Below are 22,707 nucleotides of genomic sequence, written 5' to 3' on the forward strand. Positions count from 1 at the left end.
GGCGTTTGCGCCGTTAAAAGCCGTAACGGCGCGCAAATTCCTGGGCAAGCTGCGATACATCTTCGCAGGCGTTGGCCCAGGGGGCAAAGTCGGGGGTGTCCGAGATGATGCCGTCGGCTTCCCAAACTGCCTGATGCGAAAGGTCCCAGGGGTCGTGCGGTTCGGGCCGGCAGGGAAGGTACGGTGTCTGATACATGGGGTTCAGCAAAAAGAACGCGCCGCCCTCGCAACGGTTAGCGAACTCACGCAGCGCGCGCGTCGCCGGGCGCATCTTGTTTGTTTTGAACAGCAAGATCGTGCGGGCGAGCAGGTACCAAGGAGAGTTTTCGAGTGCGTCTGCCCCCATCTGTTCCTCGAGCTGGTGGGCTAGGGCAAAAAAGCCGTCCTGGTCTTCCAGGCGAGCGAGAGCGAGCAACACGGTGCCGGCAGCTCGGGTGGGATAGCCTTCTGCCTTAAGGACGCGGCGGGCGTAGTTGGCAGCAGCGCGGTAGCGGGCGCTTGCCATGCACAGCTGCGAGATGGCCTCGAGTGTGTGGAGCCACCCGATAAGGGCCGGCTCGCTCACGGTAAGGTCCGCTGCGGTGACACCGTCGGCCAAAACATTATTGGCCCAGTAGTGTGGGGCCTCCATGTCGAACCCGGGCACGCTTTGCCGCAGGTAATCGGTCGTGGTCGCTTCGAGCTTCATCAGGTCGCCCAGGCAGGCGTCGACGGGTGTGTCCGCCAAAATGATGGCGAGCAGCTGGGCATCGACCGCCAGCGCATCGACGCGAACGATCTTGAGCAGCTCATCGCGCATATCGTCGAACAGGCGGTTGCGCGTCTGCTCAAACTCCTCGTCGCTGCCCATGTCCTCGATGCGATGGAGCTCGTCGAGCAAATGACGATGCACACCGGCATAGGACAGCAGCGCCTGAGCATGCTCGGACTGCGCATACTTTTGGGGATTCGCACTAATGTCGTTATGGACAAGCTCGCGTGCTGCATCGGTGAGCTCGGGGTGCGACGCCAGATAGGTGCGCTCCAGGTAGGCGGGGATGTAGACGCTCGGATCCATTAGAGGTCTCCTCCCTTAAACGGCAAGCCCTGCTCGGCCGCCCGCAGTATGCGCTCGTCGATCTGGGAGCGCACGATGTCGTTGGTGGCGACCCAGGCGGCAAAGCTGGCGTTGTCGGGCGCGCCCAGGCCCTCCTGCAGTACCGGCGTCGCCTCGGAGAGTGCAAGGACGAGCTCGTCGGTGGAGCCTGCACCCACGTTGACGCGGGCATAGACGCCATCGGGAAACTCGGTTTGGAAGTAGAGCGCCTCGGCTGCGTGCGGGCACGAGCGCGCAAGGATACGCAGGTAGTGCTCGGCACCCTCGTAGTCCAGCTCGCGCCAGGCTGCGCTCATCAGCGCGATGAGCGTCCACGGGTCCAAGTCACGCTCCGCGTCCTTGGGACGACGGCGCAGCGGCGTGTTAGCGAGATAGGGGACGGAGTGGGCAGAGCGAAAGCGCTTGAGCTCCTCGGCGGGGTATTCGAGCTTTGCCATGGCAAGCATCGCAGTATGGCGGACGCCGGCGGGGTCGTTGGGCGCAAAGTCGAGGCTGCGGTTTGCGGCTTCGAGCGACATGCGGTAGCGGCCGCTAATGAGCGCGCGCGATGCCAAGGCGGCAAGCCAGCGCAGGTAGGGGCGGCGCATAAGGTCGCCTGCGGCCTCGCGCTCGTAGGGGTCCTGCGCCGAGACGATCTTGAGCGCCAGGTCGTGTTCGACTTCATCGCGCTTGGATACCAGGTACTGTACGTATTCCTCGTTGGAGTCGGCGGTGAGGGCCGTCAGCATGCGCTGGGCATCCCAGTTGCTCGGATCGAGCGCGGCTGCCTCGCGGAGCATGTTCTCGGCTGCGGCCTCTTCTTGCTCTGCCTGGGTATCGTCAGGGATAAAGGGAATGCGGTAGTCGACAGCCTCGACCACCTTGGCAATGAGGTGCCCGGCGCGGTCGCGGTCGTGCACGATGAGCGGCGCGGGGTTGCGAGTGAATTGTTCCATCAGACGCTCTACGGCGGCACCGTCGGTGAGCGGGATATTGTCGCGGCGCAAGGCCTCAAGAACGAGGCGATGGCAATCCTCTTGAATGGGATCGAATGCCATGGGGCCTCCTTTGCTGCGGTTAGGGTTCAAATGTCTCTATATAAGGTTCTAGTTTACCCGCATGTGGCACACCGGGGGTGCCGCACTTGGACATGCACCTTTGCACCACGAAGACGGATGCCGCACAAATGTCGGCACCTGGGACGACTGAGTGGTATCACGGTGCCGCAAACGGTCGATTTTTGGCGGCGAACGGGGTGCATTTTGGAGGGGCACAGTCCTGCCCGGGATATGTGGTCAACCTTGATAAAACGTTTGCCCAGCTTGGGAGTATGAATGCCCCACAAGGGTCTTCAGGGATAGAAAAAACGTTTCATCATTGTCGGCTTTAGGTGAATAACTGACCAACCAGAACGGTAGAATAGTGTTTGTCTGAGCGTTGAGACGTTTAGACATCGCGCATTGTCATCGCCGGCAACGCGCAAAACGGTCCTAACGGAGCCAATCGGGTGCTCCGTTATATACGCAAGTCTAAGAGGGGCTTGTTTAGGAGGCACAGTATGGGACGTTTTACCAATCCTCGCGATCTGTACTTTGGTGAGGGCGCTCGCCACGAGGTGAAGAACCTCAAGGGCAAGAAGGCCATCATCGTTTCTGGCGGCAGCTCTATGCGCCGCGGCGGGTTCCTGCAGGACGTTGAGGCCGACCTCAAAGAGGGCGGCTTCGAGGTCAAGCTGTTCGAGGGCGTCGAGTCCGATCCGTCCATCGAGACGGTCATGAAGGGCGCCGAGGCCATGCGCGAGTTCGAGCCCGACTGGATTATCGCCATCGGCGGCGGCTCGCCCATCGATGCCGCTAAGGCCATGTGGGTCTTCTACGAGTATCCCGAGGAGTCCTTCGATAACATCATCCAGCCGTTCAGCTTCCCCGAGCTGCGTCAGAAGGCTCATTTCTGCGCCATCTCCTCTACCTCCGGCACCGCTACCGAGGTCACCGCGTTCTCCGTCATCACCGACTACGCCAAGGGCATCAAGTACCCGCTGGCCGACTTCAACATCACCCCTGATGTCGCCATCGTCGACCCCGAGCTCACCTACACCATGCCCGCCAAGCTGTGCGCTCACACCGGCATGGATGCTCTGACCCACTGCATGGAGGCCTACGTTTCCACCTGCGCCTCTATGTTCACCGACGCCAACGCCCTGCACGGCATCCGCGAGATCGTCGAGTGGCTGCCCAAGTCCTATGCTGGCGACCATGAGGCCCGTCAGCACATGCACGAGGCTCAGTGCATCGCCGGTATCGCCTTCTCCTCGGGCCTGCTCGGCATCGTTCACTCCATGGCTCACAAGACCGGTGCTGCCTTCGAGAACGGCCACATCATCCACGGTGCTGCTAACGCCATGTACCTGGGCAAGGTCATCCAGTGGAACTCCAAGGACCCGCGTGCTGCCGAGCGTTACGCTTACGTGGCCAAGGAGATCCTGCACCTTCCCGGCGAGACCAACGAGGAGCTCATCGCTGCGCTCGTCCAGAAGATCCGCGACCTCAACGACCAGCTCAACATTCCGCAGTCCATCAAGGATTACGCGAATGGTGGCGTGAAGGTCGACGCCGAGAACCCGCAGATGGTTTCCGAGGAGGAGTTCCTCGCCAAGCTCCCCGAGATCGCCGCGAACGCCGAGCAGGACGCCTGCACGCCCGAGAACCCGCGTGAGACCAAGGCTGCCGACTTCGAGAAGATTCTCAAGGCCTGCTACTACGACACCGACATCGATTTCTAATCGACTCTTGTTATCGTAACGAGGGGCTCCGCACGTATCTGTACGGAGCCCCTTTCTTTTTCTTTTAGAGAATGGGATAGTTATGGCTGCAATTTTCAATAGCCCCAGCAAGTACATCCAGGGTCCGGACGAGCTCGCCAAGCTCGGCTCCTATGTCGAGCCGCTCGGCGCTAAGGCCCTCGTCGTCGTGACGCCTTCGGGCAAGAAGCGCGTCGGTGCCAAGATCGAGGGCGGTTTTGCCGAGGCTAAGGCCGAGCTGCTGTTTGAGGACTTTAACGGCGAGTGCTCCAAGGGCGAGGTCGATCGCCTGGTCGCGCTCGCTCGCGACAACGGTTGCGACATCATCGTCGGCGTCGGTGGCGGCAAGATCCTCGACACCGCGAAGGCCGTCGCCTATTACCTGGAGTCCCCGGTTATCATTTGCCCCACCATTGCTTCGACCGATGCCCCATGTTCGGCGCTTTCGGTGCTCTACACCGACGATGGCCAGTTCGATAAATATCTCTTCCTTAAGGCAAACCCCAACATTGTCCTGATGGATACGACGGTTATCGCGGCGAGCCCGGTGCGCCTGACGGTTTCCGGTATGGGCGATGCGCTCGCAACCTACTTTGAGGCCCAGGCGACGCATGATGCCGACGGTGGCACTTGCGCCGGCGGCAAGGGCGGAATGGCCGGCCTGGCGCTCGCCAAGCTCTGCTACGAGACGCTTATGGCCGATGGCGTCAAGGCCAAGGTCGCGCTGGAGAAGGGTGCGCTCACGCCTGCCGTCGAGCATATCATCGAGGCCAATACGCTGCTTTCGGGCATTGGCTTTGAGAGCTCGGGCCTTGCTGCTGCTCATGCCATCCACAATGGCCTGACGATGCTGCCCGAGTGCCACGGCATGTATCACGGCGAGAAGGTCGCCTTTGGCACCATCGTTCAGCTGGTACTCGAGGATGCTCCGGCTGAGAAACTCGAGGAAGTCTTGGGCTTCTGCATTGAGCTGGGCCTGCCGGTCACGATGAAGGAACTTGGCGTTGCCGAGCTTACGCGCGAACAGGCCATGATTGTTGCCGAGGCCGCCTGCGCGCCCGATGACACCATGTGCAATATGCCGTTTGAGGTGACGCCCGAGATGGTCGCAAACGCCATCCTGGGTGCCGACGCGCTGGGACACTACTATCTCATGGATGAGTAAATCAAGCTAAGGAAGGGGCAAAGCCAGCAGACGGCTTTGCCCCTTTTTGCTATGGTGCAAACTAACCTGACCCCATCGCACCAAGTTGGTGCAAAGGGGTCAGGTTACTTTGCACCAATCGTTGTTTGATGAAGGGCGGATTCTCGTATGGCGCTTCCTATGGTTTACGGCGGTCCCGGCCGGTATGTTCAGGGGCCGGGCGAACTTTCGCGTCAGGGCAGGTATTTGTCATGGTTGGGCTGCGCTGCCTATGTCTTGTTTGACCAGGGCACCGAGGATCGGCTGTGCAGGCAGATCGTCGATGGATTTCTGGATGAAGATCTAAGCGAGCCGTTCTTTAAGATTTACAACGGTCCGTGTACGGAAGATGCCGTTGTCGAAATGGCCAAGGAAGCCCAGGCCGAGTATTGCGACATGGTGGTGGGCATTGGCGGCGGCAAGATGCTCGATATCGCAAAGGCCGTTGCGTTTTATGCTGAGCTGCCGTTGTGTGTATGCCCCACGGCGGCTTCGATGGACGGTCCGTGCAGCGCGATTTCGGTGCTGTATCACGAGGATGGGTCGTTCGATCGCTATCTGATGCTCGAGAAGAATCCGGACCTGGTCGTGGTCGATACCAACGTGGTCGCGGCGGCCCCACTGCGTATGACGGTCGCCGGTATGGGCGATGCGCTGGCAACGTACTTCGAGGCGCGTTCGTGCGCCGCGGCGAGAGGTGCGAACGAGCACGGTGGCGCGCCGGGGCACTTGGCACTGGTCGCGGCACGTGCCTGCTACGACACGCTTATGGAATGCGGCGTCGCTGCCAAGCGCGACATCAAGAAGGGTCGCATGTCACCAGCGGTTGAGCGCCTGATCGAGTGCAACATCCTGCTTTCGGGCGTTGGCTTTGAGAGCGGTGGCTTGGCGTTGGCGCATGCCATCGCCAACGGCCTGACGATTTTGCCCGAGTGCAAGGCTATGCACGGCGAGGCCGTGGCGTTTGGTCTGGTGGTCCAGCTTCGTCTGGAGCGTGCGCCCGAGCTTGAACAGGTGCTCGAGTTTTGTCAGCGCGTTGGTCTGCCGACGACGCTCGAGGAGCTGGGCCTTGGCGAGATTTCCGATGCCGACCTGATGAGCGTTGCGGATGCGGCCTTTAGAAACGAACGCAATATGGCCAACGAGCAGGCCAAGGTGACCAAGCAAAAGCTCGTCGAGCTCATGCGCGAGGCATAGTTTGGCGCTTGATCGACCTTGTGCAATCGGGGCGGCGATAGGCCATAGGCTATTTGCCGCAAAGGTGCTCCGCGTGTAATTTGCCCGAGGCACGGGCCGATAGCGTATCATTATCTCTTGCTTGTTTGCACTGCTCAGGGAGGGGCCGCGCATGGCGCAGGAACACGATCTATTTGATGACATTATCGAGATCAGCAAGGGTTTCGACTTTCTTAAAAACCCGCTTGGCGGCGTGACCGATGCGCTCGATCCGTCGGCGCCGCAGTGGAATCCTGCCGACTACAAGGAGCGTCCGCGTGGCAACACCATTCCGTGTCTGACCTGCAAAAACGAAAAGAGCGGCTGCACCGCGTGCATGGACGTGTGCCCGGTCAACGCTATCGAGGTCGAGGAAGACGCCATCGAGATCCTCGACTCCTGTCGCAAGTGCGGCCTGTGCGCCGCTGCCTGTCCGACCGAGGCGATCATCTCGCCGCGCTTGGCGCCCAAAAACCTGTATGACGACATCGTCTCTGCTGCTACGAGCCACGAGACCGCCTACGTCACCTGCACGCGCGCCCTTAAGCGCATGCCGCGCGAAAACGAGGTCGTCGTCGCCTGCGTGGGCGATATTACGGCCGAGACCTGGTTCTCGGTGCTGGCGGACTATCCCAACGTGAGCGTGTACCTGCCGTTGGGCGTGTGCGATAAGTGCCGCAACACCGGTGGCGAGGATATTCTGGGCGAGGCCATCGCCACCGCCGAGGAGTGGGCCGGTACGGGCATGGGCCTGGAGGTCGATCCCAAGAGCCTCAAATGTCATAAGCGCCGCGAGTACGAGCGCAAGGAGTACATGGAAAAGATCGCCCGCACCACGGGCCTTACCGTGACAAAGCTCAATCCGTCAACGGCGGCACTGGCCTCGGTGACGCAGAAGCTCAAAGCCCATCGCCATCAGATTACCCAGTTGGAGCGTACGCTCAACACCATGTGCGGCACCACGACGACCAAGCGTCGCCGTTCGCTCACGCACGGGCGGCAGCTGGTGCTCTCGACGCTGCAAAACCACCCCGAGCTTGCCCAGAACATGCAGGTGAGCACGCCGGAGTGCGATTTTGACAAGTGCACGTCGTGTGGCGAGTGCGTCAACGTATGCCCCACGTTTGCCTGCGATCTGGTGGGAAGCGGCCGCTTTGCACTGGAATCCACGTATTGCCTGGGTTGCGGAGCCTGCGTCAAGGTGTGCCCCGAGCATGCGCTCAAGTTAGTTAAGCATGACGCGTCCAATCTGGTCGTCGTCGATCCCGAAGCCGAGGAAAAGGCCGCCCAGAAGGCGAAGGCTCACGAAGAAGCTGAGAAGGTCAAGGCCGAGGCAAAGGCCAAGCTTGACAAGATGCTCGACCAGGTGGAAAAGCTCGCGGACTAGTCAGCGACCTCTATCTCTGCTTCATTCGTGCCGCCGTGGCGTCCGGGTTCGCCCAGATGCTGCGGCGGCGCTATACTTATGCAGTTTGAAGTACCTGTATCAAAAGGAGCTGTCGTGTCCCTTTCCATCGGTATCGTGGGCCTGCCCAACGTGGGCAAGTCGACGCTGTTCACCGCGCTTACCAAAAAGACCGGCCTTGCCGCCAACTACCCGTTCGCCACGATCGACCCCAACGTGGGTATCGTCGATGTGCCCGATAGCCGCCTGCAAAAGCTCGCCGACATCGTCAACCCGGGTCGCATTGTGCCGGCTACGGTCGAGTTCGTCGACATCGCAGGTCTGGTGAAGGGCGCTAACGAGGGCGAGGGTCTGGGCAACCAGTTCTTGGCAAACATCCGCGAGACCGACGCCATCTGCGAGGTCGTGCGCTACTTTAAGGACCCCAACGTCATGCGTGAGGTGGGCCGCACCGGCGAGTTCGTCGATCCCGCCGGCGATGCCGACACCATCATGACCGAGCTCATCTTGGCCGACATGGGCACGCTCGAGAAGCAGCTGCCCAAGCTCGAGAAAGAGGCCAAGCGCGACAAGGAGCTCATGCCCAAGTTCGAGGTTGCCAAGCGTCTGCTTGCCTGGCTCAACGAGGGCAAGCGCGCCGCATCCATGGAGATGACCGACGAGGAGCGCGCCGCTGCCAAGGGCCTGTTCCTGCTCACCATGAAGCCCATCCTGTATGTGGCCAACGTAGACGAGGACATGCTCAACGAGGACCTGGCACCCATCGACGGTGTCAAGCCGCTGCCGATCTGCGCCAAGATCGAGGCCGAGCTTTCCGAGCTCGATCCCGAGGACGCTGCCGACTACCTGGAGAGCCTGGGCCTGGAGCAGCCCGGCCTGGACGTGCTCGCGCAGGCAGCCTACAAGCTGCTCGGCCTGCAGTCGTTCTTTACGGCCGGCGAGATGGAGGTCAAGGCCTGGACGGTGCGTCAGGGCGCGACCGCCCCGCAGGCCGCCGGCGTCATCCACACCGACTTTGAGCGCGGCTTTATTAAGGCCGAGGTCATTGGCTACGACGATTACATCGAGCTCGGTGGCGAGCAGGGCGCCAAGGCTGCCGGCAAGCTGCGTATTGAGGGCAAGGACTATGTTATGGCCGATGGCGACGTCGTGCACTTCCGCTTTAACGTGTAAGGACGACGCATATGTTTAAATATGGCAAAAAAGCTGGCTACATGGGTATTGCGCTGCTCGTACTTGCGGTGATTCCGCTGGTGGTCGCAGCGTGTGTTATCCCCAACATTGGTCCCGAGGTGGCAACAAAGTTTAATGCTGCCGGCGAGGCGACGCGCTGGGGCAAGAGCTACGAGCTGCTGGCGTTGCCGGTGCTCAATCTGCTGCTGAGCGTGGCGACGTACTTTACGGCGGGGCGCCAGGCAAAAAACAACGATGACTCCGCCGCCATGGCACGCATCGTGTGCGAGCGCTACCTGCGCAACGGTTGCATCACGGGTGTATTTCTCAACGTAATCAACGTCTACTTTATGTATTCGGCGATTACCGGTATGGGCTTTGGCCTGGGCTTTTAGCTTGCGCCTTTAGGCAACGAGCCTGCAAGCATATTCGATGGCTGCTGCGAGGCCGCCGCTCGATCGTGGTTGAAAGACCATGTCGGCGGCGGCCTCGTTTTCGTATCCGGCACCGCGAAGGGCGAGCGCGACGCCGGCTTCCAGGAGAAGGGGCAGGCCACGCTGGCTGGTTACGATTACGGCAGCCTGATTGAGCGAGCGGCTGTGCGCTTGGCATTGGATGGCAAGCGCACCTTGCGCCGGACAAGGGACCAGAACGGCGGCGACGCGACTTGATAGCAATGCAAATGCTGTGCGCTCATCGGGCGAAAGATATTCTGCTTCAACGACGACGAGCTTGGGCGGTGCGCTGTTTGTGCGAAGCGTGGCTCGGTACGTGCGGACCGAAGAACCCGACATAGAAAACTCCTGTGTATTCGGCAAAACGTAAACTATAGTTTACGTTTATGTTCGGCTCCATTTCAAACTCGGCTGCATGGACGAACGTGCGAAACAGATTCTTGGCAAGCGAGTCGAGCAGACGCGCAGGGACCTTGGTATCTCCAAGGTCGATTTTTGTGTGGCGACAGGAATCAGCCGACCCTACCTCGACCGAATCGAAGATGGGACGGCAAATTTCACGCTCAAGGTTCTATTTAAGATCGCGCCCGCACTCGGCATGACGGTATCAGAGCTTCTCGAGGGCATCGAATAGGGGATACCCGTCGACAACTGAATTACGCCATCGGGATGCGGTCGTGGTTGACTTGGCTGTAGAACAGGCGCTGGATCTCGGCGGCATCGCGTGACTGGCCGAGCGCCCACATGGTCTTGGCCACGAGCGTCTCGGTGGTCATGTCGTCGCCGCGCAGAATGCCCGGATGATCCGCGTAAGCACGGCCGACCTCATAAACGCCCAAATCGAGGCCCTCTTCGGGGACCTGCGTGGTCATAACGACAGTACGGCCCGAATCGACCCAGCGGAAAATCGCCTCCTGGAATGACTCGCCCGACTCACCAAACTCGGGGATACCGCCAATGCCAAAGGTCTCCAGAATCATGGCGTCGTAGCTATCGGCAAGGGCGTCCAGGATACCCGGGTTCACGCCGGGTGTCAGCTTAAGGACAAACACGCGCGGGTCGATACTGTCGTAGAAACGAACCGGATTCTCATTCTGGTGAGTGCCGTGAAGCCCGTTGCGCACAATGCGGTCGTTGCGGATGTAGGCAATGGGCGGATAGTTGACACTAATGAACGCGTTAAAGCTCATGGTGCGCTGCTTGCGGGCGCGCGTGCCGGCAATGGCGACGCCGCCAAACACGATCGAGACGTCGTGTGAATGCTCGTCGAGCGCATAGAGCAGGCTCTGGTACAGGTTGAGCTTGGCATCGGTAAAGGGGTTGCCCATGGGCTTTTGCGAGCCGGTGAGTACGATGGGCTTGGGACTGTCCTGAATCAGATAGGAAAGCGCTGCCGCGGTGTAGCTCATGGTGTCGGTGCCGTGAAGGACTACGAAGCCGTCGTGATCGGCATAGCCTTCGACGATGACGTCGCGGATACGCATCCAGTCGCTCGGGCGCATATTGGTGCTGTCGATGTTCATGGGCTGCACGACGTCGAGCTCGCAGAGGCCCGAGATCTCGGGAACGCTCTGGGCGAGTTCCTCACCGGTCAGGGCGGGGGAGAGGCCGTTGCCGTCCTCGGTCGATGCGATGGTGCCGCCCGTGGCGATGAGAAGGATGCGCTTCATGCTGGTATTCCTATCGTATTTGCCGCCGCGAGGGCGGAGTCGTTCGGCAGTATTGTGGCACAGGGCGTCCAATGTTCAAACGTATTACATCATCTGTAACGTTCGGTAACACTTCAATTGCCGTCAAATAGGGGTCCAGGTCGTGCGTTTGCCGTGCGCTGATGGTTGCGAGGGACGAGAAACCCCATATAACGTGTACACTATGAAAGCTATTTCGTTCATTCACGCGGGTGAGCATCGGCTCCCCGCCAACAAGAGGGGGAAACCATGGATCAAAAGGCTTCCGCAAAGGTCCTCGTACTCGACTTTGGTGCGCAGTACGGTCAGCTCATTGCCCGTCGCGTCCGCGACCTCAACGTGTATTCCGAGATCGTTCCCTGCGACATCTCGGCCGACGAGATTCGCGAGATGAACGCCTCTGCGCTCATCCTTTCCGGCGGCCCGGCTTCTGTGTATGCCGAGGACGCTCCGTCCATCGACCCCGCCATCTTTGACCTGGGCCTTCCCGTCCTGGGCTTCTGCTACGGTCATCAGATCACGGCCGTGACGCTCGGTGGCAAGGTCGGCCACTCCGAGGTGGGCGAGTATGGCCGCGCCACCATCACGCGCACGGCAGGCGCCAAGCTCTTTAACTCCACGCCCATGGAGCAGACCGTGTGGATGAGCCACCGCGATGCCGTCTCCGAGGTGCCCGAGGGCTTTACCGTTACCGCCAGCACCGACGTGTGCCCGGTTGCCGCCATGGAGTGCGTCGAGCGCAAGATCTTCACCACGCAGTTCCACCCCGAGGTCAAGCATTCCGAGTACGGTCAGCAGCTGCTGAGCAACTTCCTGTTTGAGATCTGCGGCCTGGAGCCCAACTGGAGCATGGACAACCTGGTCGAGACCATGACGGCCGAGTTCCGCGAGAAGGTCGGCAACGACCGCGTGATTCTGGCCCTGTCCGGCGGCGTCGACTCCTCCGTCGTGGCTGCGCTGGGCGCCCGCGCCGTAGGCAAGCAGATGACCTGCGTGTTCATCAACCACGGTCTGCTGCGCAAGGGCGAGCCCGAGCAGGTGGAGGAGGTCTTCACCAAGCAGTTTGACGTCGACTTTATCCACGTCCACGCCGAGGACCGTTATGCCGAGCTTCTGGCCGGCGTGACCGAGCCCGAGGAGAAGCGCCGCATCATCGGTACGCAGTTCTGGAAAGAGTTCTTCGCGGTTGCTCAGCAGCTTGAGACCGATGGTAAACCCGTGAAGTACCTGGCTCAGGGCACCATCTACCCCGACATCATCGAGTCCGGCGCTCGCAAGACGGGCGGCAAGACGGCCACCATCAAGAGCCATCACAACCTGATCCCGTTCCCCGAGGGCGTGCACTTCGACCTCATTGAGCCGCTCGACCACTTCTTTAAGGACGAGGTCCGCGCGCTTGGTCTGGCGCTGGGTCTGCCGGGTCACATCGTGTTCCGTCAGCCTTTCCCGGGCCCGGGTCTTGCCATCCGCATCATCGGTGCGGTCGACAAAGAGAAGCTCGAGATCCTCAAGAACGCCGACGCTATCGTGCGCGAGGAGCTCGACGCCTACAACCAGCGCCTGTTTGAGCAGACCGGCGAGCGCAACTCCGAGCACAGCTGCTGGCAGTATTTCGCGGTCCTGCCCGATATTAAGTCCGTTGGCGTTATGGGCGACGAGCGCACCTATCAGCGCCCGATCATCCTGCGCGCCGTCGAGTCCAGCGACGCCATGACCGCCGACTGGGCCAAGCTGCCCTACGACGTGCTGGCCCGCATTTCCGGCCGCATCGTTGCCGAGGTTCCCGGCGCCAACCGCGTGTGCTACGACATCACGTCCAAGCCGCCCGCGACCATCGAGTGGGAGTAGGCTGATAGGGTTCTGACCTGCATTTTTGAGTGCCGCACTGTGCCGCTGAGTTTCGTTTCGTACGAGAGTCATGGCAAAGCCGCCAGCGATGTTGGTGAGTAAATACGATAACCGAGCCTCCGTTCCCGCGTTGGGACGGAGGCTTTTTCTTTGTCGTTTTACTCCCTTTCACCTGCGATTTCGCAATTTACTCCCCCGTGTTTCAAGACGGCAAGGCACGGTGCGGCATTCGGAGGAACGGGAGTAAGGATTCATCCCAAGTGAGTAGACGCGCGATTTTTGTCTCCGAGAGCCAAACGGGGCCGTTTCGGGGCCTGTGAAACTCAAATCGAACTCAATAGGCTTTTCGGCGGTCTTCTCACAGCGTTTTCCCAGGTGGTTAATGGGGAGTAAAGAATCTCGCCGCCTCAATGAAAACGGGAGTAACCAGGGGAAATGCCGCGGCGTACTGCCGCGTGCCGCCGTGTAAGCCACCGCGTCATTTACTCCCCAGGTGCGCCGGAAATGCCTTGGCATGCAATGGGGAGTAAAAACTCAGCTTACGCAGGCCCGAGCGGCGCTCGCCGCCTGGTCCACCGTCCTGATTCGGTTGCGTTGATCGCGAAATGCGGAGAGCCGCTACAGCGAGGCTTTCCAGTCCTCGTATTCGTCGGCGTCGATCTTGCCGTTTTCGAGCTGCGCGCGCTTCTCTGCCCACAGTTCGATCGCCATCGCGGCTTTGGGCGCGTGCGGCGCCTTGGGGTTCAGGGAGAGGCCCGTGCCGTCGGCTGCGGGCACGATGCCGAAGGAGTCCTCGAGCCGCACGAGCAGCGACATGAGGTCGCCCGCAGTCTCGACGCCGTAATCCTTGAGGGCGTTGACGGACACGCCGAGCGCCGCGGAGATGGACTCGAGCAGCTCGGGCTTCACGGCGCGGATGCCGCTCTCGTAGTGGCGCACGGCCCCCTCGGTCAGGCCGACCGCCTCGGCGAGCTGCGCCTGCGTCATGCCGCGCGACTTGCGGTACCGCCTTATGTTCTCGCCTACGGACATGAGCCCTCCTCCTGGAATTACGTACCAGCACATCTTATCAGCGTACGCAAATGTACGCAATTCTATTGACAGTACAGATATGTACGTTTACTCTGAATCTGTGAACCGTACGTATCCGTACGCCATTGATTGGAGGAGCCATGGACGAGAAGGTGGCGAAGACGCCGAGGCCGCACATGCTGGACGCCGACGAGGTCGCGGAGCTGCTGAGGATCAAGAAAGGCAGCGCCTACGAGGTGATCAGGAAGATAAACGCCGAGCAGGAGGCGCGCGGGCGCGTGGTCATCCGCGGGCGCGTTCGAAGCGACGTCTTCGACGCCCTGTACTTCCCGGAGGTGGACTGACATGCCCGTGTACAAGGACGACGGCAACGGCACGTTCTACGTGCAGTGCTACTACCGCGACGCCCGCGGCTCGAAGCGCCACAAGACGAAGCGCGGCTTCTCCTCCGAGGTGGAGGCCGCAGTGTGGGAGAGCCAGTTCAAGAGCCTTAACGGCGGGGCCATGGACATGACGTTCTCCGAGTTCGTCGAGGTGTACGCCTCCGAGGTGAAGCCGCGCATACGCGAGCACACGTGGATCACCAAGGAGTACATCATCAACGACAAGCTCGTGCCGTTCTTCGGGGACATGCGCATGTGCGACGTGAGGCCGATCGACGTCATCAGGTGGCAAAACGAGCTCACCGAGCACCGGGACGCCGACGGGAAGCCCTGGGCACCGACGTACCTGCGCACAGTGAACAACCAGCTCAACGCCATCTTCAACCACGCCGAGCGCTACTACGGCCTCAGCGACAACCCGGTGCGCAGGGTCGACAAGATAGGCTCGAAGAAGGGCGGCGAGATGCAGTTCTGGACCAAGGACGAGTACCTGAGGTTCAGCGAGGCCGTCATGGACAAGCCTCTCTCATTCCACGCCTTCGAGCTGCTTTACTGGACGGGCATACGCTGCGGCGAGCTCCTGGCGCTCACGCCGTCCGACTTCATGCTGGAGAGCTCGCGGCTGCGCATCAACAAGTCGTACCAGAGCCTCAACGGCGTTGACACCGTGACCGACCCCAAGACGCCCAAGTCCGTGCGCACGATCGTCATGCCCGCCTTCCTGCGCGACGAGATGGCGGACTTCATCGAGATGCGCGACGACGTCGCCCCCGACGAGCGCCTGTTCGCCGTGACCAAGCACTTCCTGGCCCACGAGATGGAGCGCGGGTGCAAGGCGTCGGGCGTGAAGCGCATCCGCATACACGACATACGCCACAGCCATGTGAGCCTGCTGATAGAGATGGGCTTCTCCGCGCTGGCCATCGCCGAGCGCATGGGCCACGAGGCGGTGGACATCACCTACCGCTACGCGCACCTGTTCCCCACGAAGCAGGACGAGATGGCCGCCGCGCTCGACGGGGCGAGGGGGTAAGAAGGATGCCGTGCGAGAACAGCGCCCGCAAGCGCAGCAAGACGATGGCGTTCCGCTGCACGCCCGAGGAGCGCAAGCTCATATGCGAGATGGCAGCCTGGAGCGGCATGAACAGGCAGGACTACATCATCGCCAAGCTCACCGATACCCAGGTCGAGGTGAGGCCCTCCGTGAGCGTGCAGAAGGCACTGAGGGACTCGATGGCGGAATTGGCCAAGGAGGTGCGGCTGGCGGCCTCCTACGGCGAGCTGAGCGAGTCCCTGCAACAGAGAATTGAGCACGTGATGAGGTTCTTCCTAGCGCTCGGCGAGCCTCTTGACGCGCCGACGGAAGAGACATCGCCACGAACTACGTTTTTGGAAGAGCCGGTTCCATCCGTCATCGATGCGGGTTCCGACACCGCAAGCATCTTCGAGATGGGACGCAGGTAGGGCCTAGCGCCAGACCTCCAACGCCTTGTCCGCAAGCCATTCGGCGCGATCGGCGATATCGCCCTCGTTCCAAGACTCCTTCTCTAGGGCGCCGGCCATGGTCGCAAGGCCGGCGGCGCAGAGGGCAAGGCCGTCCTTGTATCCCTTTCCCTGCTTCTTGGTGGGCCAATCGGCATCGCGGATGGAGGCGTTGAGCGAATGCGTGATGATGGCGAGGTTGCCGAGCGTGAGGAGCTTCCGGTCCCTTCGCGTGGCAGCCTCATCGTCGAGGGCTCCCCATTTGTTGCGCCACTTCTTGGGCATCATGTGCTCGAGGGTGTACTGGTTGAACCCGAGCAGGGCCGTGCTGCTCATGCCCGGACGAATGGCGCTTTCCAGCAGATAGAGGACGCCCTTGGACTGGAGGTTGTACAGACACGATTCCTCGAATGCCGCTCGAACCTCGGCGTCGCCGGGCATGTACGTCGTCGCCTCGTCATTGGCTTCGAGAGCCTTCCTCAGCGCCTCCGCGTCCTTCACCTCGTTCAAGATCAGCGAGGTGAACAGCCTGTTGTAGTTCTTCGTGGTCGCCTGAACCAGCATTCGGCGGACGATGTAGCTCTCAAGCAGGGCGTAGATCTTAGATTCCTCGCTCGAAGACTCCGCGTTCTTTCGAACGTAGAGCACGTACGGGATGAGCGTCGAGTTCTTGAGGCCGAATATCAGCACGTTCAGGCGCTCGACGCCGGAAGCGGAGGGGATGTCCGCGTCGCAGTAGCCAGGGTCGAACGTGGACTCGAACGCCTCGGCATACGCCTTCATGTTGTCGAGAATCTCGACCTTGTCGCCGTTGCAGTACCTGCCGATGAAATCCTTGTAGGACTGGAAGAGGTTCGAAGTACGCGAATAGAAGAGCTTGTCCTCGGTCGTGACGCCACGCCTCTTGTCCTGGACCAGAATCTGGAGGAACGCGTCGAAGAAGAGGTCGACGAGCGTGCGCTTGATGCGCCCGGTAACGATCTCCTGCTCCCAATACTCCCTCTTCTCAGCCGTGGGCTCGAAGACGTCTTCCCAGCACTCCTTGAACGCCTGCTCGTTCTCGCGGTTGAAGAAGTAGTTCTTAAGGAGCTCCGCCGTCGTCAGGCGCACCCCGAGCGAGTTGATGGTGTCGAATATCTGCTGCTCGTCCTCGCCCTCGGTAAGATCGATGCAGACGAACTGGACGTTCGACTTGATCGTGTTCCTGTCGACCTTCTCCGGGTCGATATTCTTGAGGAAGTAGTTGTAGGCAAGGACGATGGCCGAGGAGCCCTCGAGGGGTTCGCAGCCCGTGGCGCTGACGACCTTTTCGAAATCCTGCCGGTCGTACTTGCCGTGCCGCAAGGCGACATCGCCGGTCTCCAGGACGAAATCTCGCTCAAACAAATTGTTGGTGCCGTTTTTTGCACAGAGTGCCTTGAAGAAGATGACCATGGTCGTGAGTCGCTGCTGGCCGTCGATGACGGTGCGAACCTCGGAGACCTCGGACCAGGTGTTGCCGGAGGAGGCCTGCTTCAGGATGATGGAGCCCAGGAAATAGGGCCGCTTCGAGGCCGTGACGAACTCCATGTCGCCGAGGAAACGCTCCCATTGCTCTTCTCCCCAGACGTACGCCCTTTGGTAAAAAGGTATTTCGAGCAGGCGCGATCCGTTGAACACGCCGCTTATCGTTGCTTTTCCTGCATCCATCCTTAAAGCCCTATCTATCCTTTGCGGTTATTGCTGGCGGGGTCAATTTTATCAATACGCTGCTTGACCCTTTAATGTTCCCGGTCCTTGCCGTCTTCTCCCCAGAAGGTGCTCGAAGATGATGCGCAGGTCCTCGTCATCAAGGCAGCCGCCCTCGAGGCAGCCACGGTCGATGGTATCGATCATCGTCTGCCCCTTCTTCTTCGAGCGGTCGTAGATCACTGTGTCGAGGGATAGCTCCCTGCCGTCGCGCGTGAACATCTCGTGCATGAATTCGGCACTGTTCGCTTGACTTCAATCGCGTACCGCGTGCTCGAGCGGGCCGCTTCCCCTCGATATGGCGACATCCCAATGCTCGCAGTTAAGCAGAAGAAGTCGGTTCATGAACTCGACGCCCGAAAAACCGAGTCTCGCAAACGGCGGAAATAGAGGGTCATCTGAAAAGACCGCAGCATACTCACTGCTCAACGGCATATACGCGAGATGAAAATCGTACGAGTCGTCCTCGGGCCCGATGATGAACATAGGCATCGACGTCGTAACGAACCCTGAGCCGACGGGTGCCCTAAGGATGGAGAAGCTCTTCTCAAAAAAAGCCTTTCGAATACGGTTAACTGGCACAATATCATCGTTGGAGAAGAGCATGGTTGCGGCGGCGGCAAGCTCGACCACCGCTTGGGAATCCCCGCGCCAATCCGACCAATCGAGCAAGCCGAGCTCATAGGGTGTCAGATGAACGTTTCTGAGCAGCTCTTCGGCAGTCTCGCGTGACCATTTCTTGTCGACGCGCATACTGATAGGGTGCCGGACGATGATATTTGCTGCCAGCTCGCAAACGGCGGCTTTCCCATCAGAATACCCTTCGTCTTCGCACTGGTCTTCTTTCTGGCGTTCCAAAAAGCGATCGTAAAGCGGCGCGATGCGGCTCTCGAGCTCAGATAGCTTAACCTCGATGAGGTTCTGCGCATAGAATCTGTCTGTCGCATCGCCTGTCGCATCGGCATGCTCGACCTCATAAAGATCGCGCATGCTGCAAAGGTTCTCGCAATTCGTGCGGAAGAAGGAGCCCTTCTGTCTGCTGTAGGCATGAAGCTGCCCGGAGGAATCCGCGAAATGGCGCAGGTAGAACCGCGGCACCCAGTGCTGCTTTCGCGTCATCTTTCCGGGCAGCTTCGACATCCTAAGCCTTCACCGCCTCGTATTGGTAGGTCGTGCGCACGTTGTAATGGAAGTCGTTTCCGAGGTCCAGCGCCTCGAAGTGCTTCTTGGCGCAGCCGATCTTGATCTTCTCCGCGTCGCGCAGGGCGGGCTCGCCGTTCTTGCCGCCCTTGGTCTCGGTCACGAAGTACACGCGGCGCTCGCCGTCGGCCTCCTCGACGTACGCCCAGTCGGGGTTGTAACTGCCGAGCGGCGTGTCGATCTTGAACGCCGAGGGCAATTTCGCGAACACGAGAACCTCCTCCTGCTTGTCTAGAGCCTCGGCAAAGGAGCGCTCGACCCCCGCCGAGTCGTAGACCACGTAGTTGTACAGGCTCTTGCTCGTCATGTCCGGCTTCCACGCGTTCTGCCCAAGGTAGGCCGTGTAGTCGTCAAGCTCGAGGTCGCGCATGGTGTACCACTCGTCCTCGGGAAGGCGCACGTACTTGATGCCCTGGGCGATGAGGTCGTTCTTCACGCGGTTGATCTTGTCGCCGACCTGCGCGAGGAAGGTCGCGGGGTCGATCTCGAACTCGTCGAGGCGGCTGCAGCCCTCGAGGATCGCCTTGATGGTGCCGCGGGTGAGCCCGACGGCGTCCTGCAGCTCTGCGATCGGGTCGGGAAGGTCGTATTTCACCTTTCCCGAAACGGACACCACGGAGGTGCCCGTGCCCTCGGCGCTCACGCCCGCGTCGTCGATGCCCAGCGAGGCACGCTCGCTCGTCACCTGGGGCGGGCGCACGGCGAGCATGCCGTCGACAGCTTCGATGGCATGTTCGATGAGCTTGCCGGAGTCGACCTCGACCTGGAAGCGCGTGCGCTGGCGGATGCGGTCCCACAGGGCCTGGAACGCAGGGTCGAGCGTGACGTCCTTCTGCAGCTCGACCGAGACCTCCTTGGCCTTGTCACGGATCTGGACCCTCTGGGACTTGTGGATGATGATCGCCTCGACCTGCTCCTTGGCAGGCTCGAGCTCGGCGGGGAGCTCGACCTTGCCCTCCTCGGCGGCCGCCTTCAGCTCGGGCGTCACCGCGCCCTTGTCGTCGACCATGCCGGTCGCGACGAGGTGGTCGTAGACCTGCTTGGACTTCTCGTAGCCCAGGCGCTCCTCGACGCCATCATCGCCCTTGACCGTGACCTTCGTGAAGCTCTCCGGAGTGATGACGCCGAACTTGAAGTCCTCAGCCTCAAGCTCCTTCTGCAGGCCGTTGGCGAAGTCGTCGTAGCTCTCGTTCGCGATGACGGTGAGCACGTTCGCCTCTGGGTCGTACAGGCGCTCGCCATCCTGGTTCACGCACAGGCGCAGACCGCGGCCGATCTTCTGGCGCTTGGTCAGGTTGTCCTTTGTCTCGACGAGCGTGCAGATCTGGAACACGTTGGGGTTGTCCCAGCCCTCCTTGAGCGCGGAGTGGCTGAAGACGAAAGAGACGTCCTTGTCCGCGTCCTTGCCGTCCGGGAAGGAGATGAGCGTCTCCTTCTTCTGCATGATGAGCTCGAAGGCCCCGGCGTCGTCGGCGGTGCCGGCGGCTCCCTTGGAGTCCTTGAACTTGCCCTTCTTGTCCTTGGCGAAGTATCCCTGGTGCACGGCGTGGGGGTCGCGCACCAGCGGGGCGCCGACGGCTTCGTAGCACTCGAGCCACGTGCCCTTGCCGATCCCCGCCGCCTTTGCGATGCGACGAGGCGCCTTCGAGTTCAGGGCACCTGCGTACTCCTCCTCAAACATCAGGGCGTACAGGCCGCCGTGGACTTCGGGCTCGTAGACGCGGTATCGGTCGACGCGGTCGATGAAGAAGAGCGAGAGCACCTTCACGCCGCGCGGCCACAGCTCGAACTGGCGGGCCAGGTGGTCCTCGATGGTGCGGCGGATCTGCGCGCGCTTGACGACCTCCTCGTTGACGTCGCCCAGCGCCTCGCCGAGCTCGAGCACCTCGCCGTTCTGGAACTCTATGAACTCGTCGCCCACTGCGGCGCCGATGTTGTTGACCACCCAGCCGCTCTCGTAGTCGCTGTTCTCGCCGCTCTTCTGGTAGAGGTCGTTGCCGGTCTTCACCGTGACGGCCTTGCGCTTCTGCGTGCCGTCGGCCTGGCGCACGTCGATGGACACCTTGGCGGAGAACGGGTCGGACTTGACGGACTCGAGCCTCACGTACGCGCCGTTGAGGTTCGCCTCGGCCTTGATCGAGTCCACGCAGATGCCCTTCACCAGGTGGCGCTCGAAGGCGTCGACCGGCGTGAGGCGGTAGATCATGTTGTAGGCCTGCTTGTGCGTGGCCGAGTAGCGCAGCACGAACAGCGGGTTCAGGCTCTTGATGGCGGCCTTGGCCTGCTTGGTGTTGTCGACGCTCTGGGGCTCGTCGATGATGACGACGGGCTTGCAGGCGCTCACGAGCTCGCGAGGGCTGAAGCCGCCGGTGAGCTTCTCGCTGGGACGGTGGAAGAGGTTGCCCTCCTTCGCGGTGCCATCCTTCTCGAGGCCCTTGTTGAACGCGTCGATGTTGATGACCATGACCTGGATGGAGCTCGACGTGGCGAAGTTACCCACCGGCCCCATGTCCTTCGAGTCGTACACGAAGTAGTCGAGCGGCGTGCGGTCGTAGAGCGTCTCGAAGTGCCTGCGGGTGGTCTGGAGGCTCTTGAGGACGCCCTCGCGGATGGCCACGCTCGGCACGACGATAACGAACTTGGTGATGCCGTAGCGGCGGTTTAGCTCGTAGATGGAGCGGATGTAGACGTAGGTCTTGCCGGTGCCGGTCTCCATCTCGACGGTGAAGTCTCGCAGGCGCCCATCGGTGAGGACGTCGGTTGCCGGGAGGCAGCCCTCCTCCTGCACGGCGTGCAGGTTGTCGAGGAGCTGGCCCGGCGCCACGCGAAGCTCGTTGCCGTGGCCGACCATGAGCTCGCCGATTGCCGTCTGGCCTTTGCGGCCGGAATCGGCGGAGAATACGCTGCCAATAAATTGTTGTCCGCGGAACAGGTCGCAGGTTGCTTCGATGGCCTCCAGCTGGTGCTGCTGGTCGGATGAGAACTTGAACTCGAGCGCCGCCATGCTAGACCGTCCTCAATTCGATCTCACAGCCCATGCGCTCGCCGGCGTGCTTGAAGATCTGCACGGCGTTGAGCTTGAGGGTGTCGTCGAGGACGGAATCGAGGATGAGAACGCGCCTGGGCTCCATGTCGGCGATGGCCTCGAGCGCCTCAATGGTGAGGCCTCGGGACATGCAGCAGACGAGCTCGTCGCAAGCGACGGACCAGATGGGATAGCCCGCGGCTTCAGACTTCTCGACGGGCAGCGTGAGCTCGAGGCCCCATTTGAGCATCATCTCGAAGACGATATCCATATCGGAGCGATCGGGCTTGACCACGTCGAAGAGGAGCTGACCGGGCTCGGGCTTCTCAATGCCGGACTCATCGAGCTCGAACACACGGAAGCCGATGTCGGGAAGCTGCTTGGGTCCCTCGCCAAGCTTGAGTTGACGGTTGGATTCCTCGAGCTCGGTTTTGATTTTGTCGCCTGCGCGGCGAATGCGTCCTTCGCCTATGTCGCAGAGAGTCTCATACCCGTCCTTGTAGGCGTCGCGTTTCGGGTCACAAGGCTCTGGAAGCTGGACAAGGATAAACTGATAGCGATCATCTTTTCCGAGCTCCTGCAGGAACATGGCATGGGCGGTCGATGCTGAGCCTGAGAAAAAATCAAGCACAATATCACCCGTGCTTAAATGCTCATGTACGGTAAAGAAGCAAGCAACCGAAAACAATAGATAGACCGCCAGCACTACACTATTCCGAACCAAAGACCAAAAGATAAGCATTTTGAGAAAATCTAAACTTTTGGATTTTCCTACAATGCCGACTACGGCGGAATCCCTCCCACTCCTTATATATTTCTTTCTGTATACATTGAATTTGTATTTAGTAAAATGCAGACAACACCACGGATCGGCTTTTGGCTGGACAATTCCAACCAAACACCGCAGCAGACAGTAGAAACCATTCTGAACGTTAGGAAGCCGGTATGATTGTTACATATAAGGGGAACCTGTAAAGGTTGATTTCCGATCTCAGCCGAACACATTGAGCGAATA

Annotated in this window: 21 protein-coding genes; 11 read left to right on the forward strand and 10 right to left on the reverse strand. The window is 60.6% G+C overall.

Features of this window, described 5'->3' with window-relative positions:
- Positions 1 to 13: 13 nt before the first annotated feature.
- Together DW821_RS08895 and DW821_RS08900 are read right to left on the reverse strand one after the other, a co-directional pair.
- Positions 14 to 1,057 carry a hypothetical protein gene (locus tag DW821_RS08895; protein WP_117770024.1) on the reverse strand — a complete coding sequence of 348 codons (1,044 nt, stop codon included), beginning with the start codon at positions 1,055 to 1,057 and terminating at the stop codon, positions 14 to 16.
- On the reverse strand, positions 1,057 to 2,133 hold the full coding sequence (locus tag DW821_RS08900; protein WP_117770023.1) for a hypothetical protein: 1,077 nt from the start codon (positions 2,131 to 2,133) through the stop codon (positions 1,057 to 1,059). Before DW821_RS08900 ends, DW821_RS08895 begins: the two co-directional genes overlap by 1 nt.
- Positions 2,134 to 2,633: 500 nt before the next feature.
- Between DW821_RS08900 and DW821_RS08905 the strand changes: the two genes are divergently transcribed.
- From DW821_RS08905 to DW821_RS08930, 6 genes are all read left to right on the forward strand, one after another.
- Entirely contained in the window at positions 2,634 to 3,857 is a 1,224-nt protein-coding gene (locus DW821_RS08905) for an iron-containing alcohol dehydrogenase (RefSeq protein ID WP_035136916.1), read from the forward strand.
- Positions 3,858 to 3,939: 82 nt separating this feature from the next.
- Positions 3,940 to 5,040 (forward strand): glycerol dehydrogenase, encoded by a 1,101-nt coding sequence (locus tag DW821_RS08910; protein WP_118066559.1) that lies wholly within the window; start codon positions 3,940 to 3,942, stop codon positions 5,038 to 5,040.
- Between the two features lie 147 nt (positions 5,041 to 5,187).
- Positions 5,188 to 6,255, forward strand: a complete 1,068-nt coding sequence (locus DW821_RS08915; protein WP_117803695.1) for a glycerol dehydrogenase — start codon at positions 5,188 to 5,190, stop codon at positions 6,253 to 6,255.
- Between the two features lie 151 nt (positions 6,256 to 6,406).
- Positions 6,407 to 7,660 carry a 4Fe-4S binding protein gene (locus DW821_RS08920; protein ID WP_118066561.1) on the forward strand — a complete coding sequence of 418 codons (1,254 nt, stop codon included), beginning with the start codon at positions 6,407 to 6,409 and terminating at the stop codon, positions 7,658 to 7,660.
- Positions 7,661 to 7,774: 114 nt separating this feature from the next.
- Positions 7,775 to 8,851, forward strand: a complete 1,077-nt coding sequence (gene ychF, locus DW821_RS08925) for a redox-regulated ATPase YchF (protein WP_055309950.1) — start codon at positions 7,775 to 7,777, stop codon at positions 8,849 to 8,851.
- Positions 8,852 to 8,862: 11 nt separating this feature from the next.
- On the forward strand, positions 8,863 to 9,246 hold the full coding sequence (locus tag DW821_RS08930) for a DUF1648 domain-containing protein (RefSeq protein WP_117765273.1): 384 nt from the start codon (positions 8,863 to 8,865) through the stop codon (positions 9,244 to 9,246).
- A gap of 9 nt (positions 9,247 to 9,255) precedes the next feature.
- On the opposite strand, the gene DW821_RS08935 is transcribed toward DW821_RS08930, so the two are convergent.
- Positions 9,256 to 9,645 carry a hypothetical protein gene (locus tag DW821_RS08935; protein WP_117765271.1) on the reverse strand — a complete coding sequence of 130 codons (390 nt, stop codon included), beginning with the start codon at positions 9,643 to 9,645 and terminating at the stop codon, positions 9,256 to 9,258.
- A 76-nt stretch (positions 9,646 to 9,721) separates the two neighbouring features.
- On the opposite strand from DW821_RS08935, the gene DW821_RS08940 reads away from it, so the two are divergent.
- Positions 9,722 to 9,940 carry a helix-turn-helix domain-containing protein gene (locus DW821_RS08940; protein WP_055251052.1) on the forward strand — a complete coding sequence of 73 codons (219 nt, stop codon included), beginning with the start codon at positions 9,722 to 9,724 and terminating at the stop codon, positions 9,938 to 9,940.
- Between the two features lie 22 nt (positions 9,941 to 9,962).
- Here the strand turns inward: DW821_RS08940 and DW821_RS08945 are convergent, their stop codons facing one another.
- The gene (locus DW821_RS08945) at positions 9,963 to 10,976 is read right to left on the reverse strand and encodes an asparaginase (protein ID WP_117636940.1); all 1,014 of its coding nucleotides are present in this window, start codon (positions 10,974 to 10,976) and stop codon (positions 9,963 to 9,965) included.
- Positions 10,977 to 11,243: 267 nt separating this feature from the next.
- Between DW821_RS08945 and guaA the strand changes: the two genes are divergently transcribed.
- Positions 11,244 to 12,842, forward strand: coding sequence for a glutamine-hydrolyzing GMP synthase (gene guaA / locus DW821_RS08950; protein WP_117635915.1), 1,599 nt, complete (start codon positions 11,244 to 11,246; stop codon positions 12,840 to 12,842).
- Positions 12,843 to 13,460: 618 nt separating this feature from the next.
- Here the strand turns inward: guaA and DW821_RS08955 are convergent.
- Entirely contained in the window at positions 13,461 to 13,874 is a 414-nt protein-coding gene (locus tag DW821_RS08955; protein ID WP_022349661.1) for a helix-turn-helix domain-containing protein, read from the reverse strand.
- Between the two features lie 140 nt (positions 13,875 to 14,014).
- Here DW821_RS08955 and DW821_RS08960 point away from each other — a divergent pair, with 140 nt between their 5' ends.
- From DW821_RS08960 to DW821_RS08970, 3 genes are read left to right on the forward strand one after another with little or no spacing between them, the layout of a single operon-like run.
- Positions 14,015 to 14,218: a hypothetical protein gene (locus DW821_RS08960; protein ID WP_006681531.1), complete on the forward strand. Its 204-nt coding sequence runs from the start codon at positions 14,015 to 14,017 to the stop codon at positions 14,216 to 14,218.
- A gap of 1 nt (position 14,219) precedes the next feature.
- Positions 14,220 to 15,290, forward strand: a complete 1,071-nt coding sequence (locus tag DW821_RS08965; protein ID WP_022349660.1) for a site-specific integrase — start codon at positions 14,220 to 14,222, stop codon at positions 15,288 to 15,290.
- 5 nt (positions 15,291 to 15,295) lie between these two features.
- Positions 15,296 to 15,721: a hypothetical protein gene (locus tag DW821_RS08970; RefSeq protein WP_022349659.1), complete on the forward strand. Its 426-nt coding sequence runs from the start codon at positions 15,296 to 15,298 to the stop codon at positions 15,719 to 15,721.
- A 3-nt stretch (positions 15,722 to 15,724) separates the two neighbouring features.
- Here the strand turns inward: DW821_RS08970 and DW821_RS08975 are convergent, their stop codons facing one another.
- From DW821_RS08975 to DW821_RS08995, 5 genes are read right to left on the reverse strand one after another with little or no spacing between them, the layout of a single operon-like run.
- Entirely contained in the window at positions 15,725 to 17,428 is a 1,704-nt protein-coding gene (locus DW821_RS08975) for a DUF262 domain-containing protein (RefSeq protein ID WP_022349658.1), read from the reverse strand.
- Between the two features lie 51 nt (positions 17,429 to 17,479).
- Entirely contained in the window at positions 17,480 to 17,698 is a 219-nt protein-coding gene (locus DW821_RS08980; RefSeq protein ID WP_022349657.1) for a hypothetical protein, read from the reverse strand.
- Positions 17,699 to 17,722: 24 nt separating this feature from the next.
- Positions 17,723 to 18,607: a DUF4238 domain-containing protein gene (locus DW821_RS08985; protein WP_022349656.1), complete on the reverse strand. Its 885-nt coding sequence runs from the start codon at positions 18,605 to 18,607 to the stop codon at positions 17,723 to 17,725.
- 1 nt (position 18,608) lies between these two features.
- On the reverse strand, positions 18,609 to 21,671 hold the full coding sequence (locus tag DW821_RS08990; protein ID WP_033499421.1) for a type III restriction-modification system endonuclease: 3,063 nt from the start codon (positions 21,669 to 21,671) through the stop codon (positions 18,609 to 18,611).
- A gap of 1 nt (position 21,672) precedes the next feature.
- A complete protein-coding gene (locus DW821_RS08995; RefSeq protein ID WP_199408098.1) occupies positions 21,673 to 22,323 on the reverse strand; it encodes a hypothetical protein in 651 nt (216 codons plus the stop codon).
- Positions 22,324 to 22,707: the final 384 nt, after the last annotated feature.

It is taken from the genome of Collinsella sp. AM33-4BH (assembly GCF_003469205.1).
Lineage (GTDB): Bacteria > Actinomycetota > Coriobacteriia > Coriobacteriales > Coriobacteriaceae > Collinsella.

Excerpts from the sequence above, each read along its gene's own strand:
- DW821_RS08895 (WP_117770024.1), bottom strand. The coding sequence starts at position 1,057 with ATGGATCCGAGCGTCTACATCCCCGCCTACCTGGAGCGCACCTATCTG.
- DW821_RS08900 (WP_117770023.1), bottom strand. The coding sequence starts at position 2,133 with ATGGCATTCGATCCCATTCAAGAGGATTGCCATCGCCTCGTTCTTGAG.
- DW821_RS08905 (WP_035136916.1), top strand. The coding sequence starts at position 2,634 with ATGGGACGTTTTACCAATCCTCGCGATCTGTACTTTGGTGAGGGCGCT.
- DW821_RS08910 (WP_118066559.1), top strand. The coding sequence starts at position 3,940 with ATGGCTGCAATTTTCAATAGCCCCAGCAAGTACATCCAGGGTCCGGAC.
- DW821_RS08915 (WP_117803695.1), top strand. The coding sequence starts at position 5,188 with ATGGCGCTTCCTATGGTTTACGGCGGTCCCGGCCGGTATGTTCAGGGG.
- DW821_RS08920 (WP_118066561.1), top strand. The coding sequence starts at position 6,407 with ATGGCGCAGGAACACGATCTATTTGATGACATTATCGAGATCAGCAAG.
- DW821_RS08930 (WP_117765273.1), top strand. The coding sequence starts at position 8,863 with ATGTTTAAATATGGCAAAAAAGCTGGCTACATGGGTATTGCGCTGCTC.
- DW821_RS08935 (WP_117765271.1), bottom strand. The coding sequence starts at position 9,645 with ATGTCGGGTTCTTCGGTCCGCACGTACCGAGCCACGCTTCGCACAAAC.
- DW821_RS08940 (WP_055251052.1), top strand. The coding sequence starts at position 9,722 with ATGGACGAACGTGCGAAACAGATTCTTGGCAAGCGAGTCGAGCAGACG.
- DW821_RS08945 (WP_117636940.1), bottom strand. The coding sequence starts at position 10,976 with ATGAAGCGCATCCTTCTCATCGCCACGGGCGGCACCATCGCATCGACC.
- guaA (WP_117635915.1), top strand. The coding sequence starts at position 11,244 with ATGGATCAAAAGGCTTCCGCAAAGGTCCTCGTACTCGACTTTGGTGCG.
- DW821_RS08955 (WP_022349661.1), bottom strand. The coding sequence starts at position 13,874 with ATGTCCGTAGGCGAGAACATAAGGCGGTACCGCAAGTCGCGCGGCATG.
- DW821_RS08960 (WP_006681531.1), top strand. The coding sequence starts at position 14,015 with ATGGACGAGAAGGTGGCGAAGACGCCGAGGCCGCACATGCTGGACGCC.
- DW821_RS08965 (WP_022349660.1), top strand. The coding sequence starts at position 14,220 with ATGCCCGTGTACAAGGACGACGGCAACGGCACGTTCTACGTGCAGTGC.
- DW821_RS08970 (WP_022349659.1), top strand. The coding sequence starts at position 15,296 with ATGCCGTGCGAGAACAGCGCCCGCAAGCGCAGCAAGACGATGGCGTTC.
- DW821_RS08975 (WP_022349658.1), bottom strand. The coding sequence starts at position 17,428 with ATGGATGCAGGAAAAGCAACGATAAGCGGCGTGTTCAACGGATCGCGC.
- DW821_RS08980 (WP_022349657.1), bottom strand. The coding sequence starts at position 17,698 with ATGCACGAGATGTTCACGCGCGACGGCAGGGAGCTATCCCTCGACACA.
- DW821_RS08985 (WP_022349656.1), bottom strand. The coding sequence starts at position 18,607 with ATGTCGAAGCTGCCCGGAAAGATGACGCGAAAGCAGCACTGGGTGCCG.
- DW821_RS08990 (WP_033499421.1), bottom strand. The coding sequence starts at position 21,671 with ATGGCGGCGCTCGAGTTCAAGTTCTCATCCGACCAGCAGCACCAGCTG.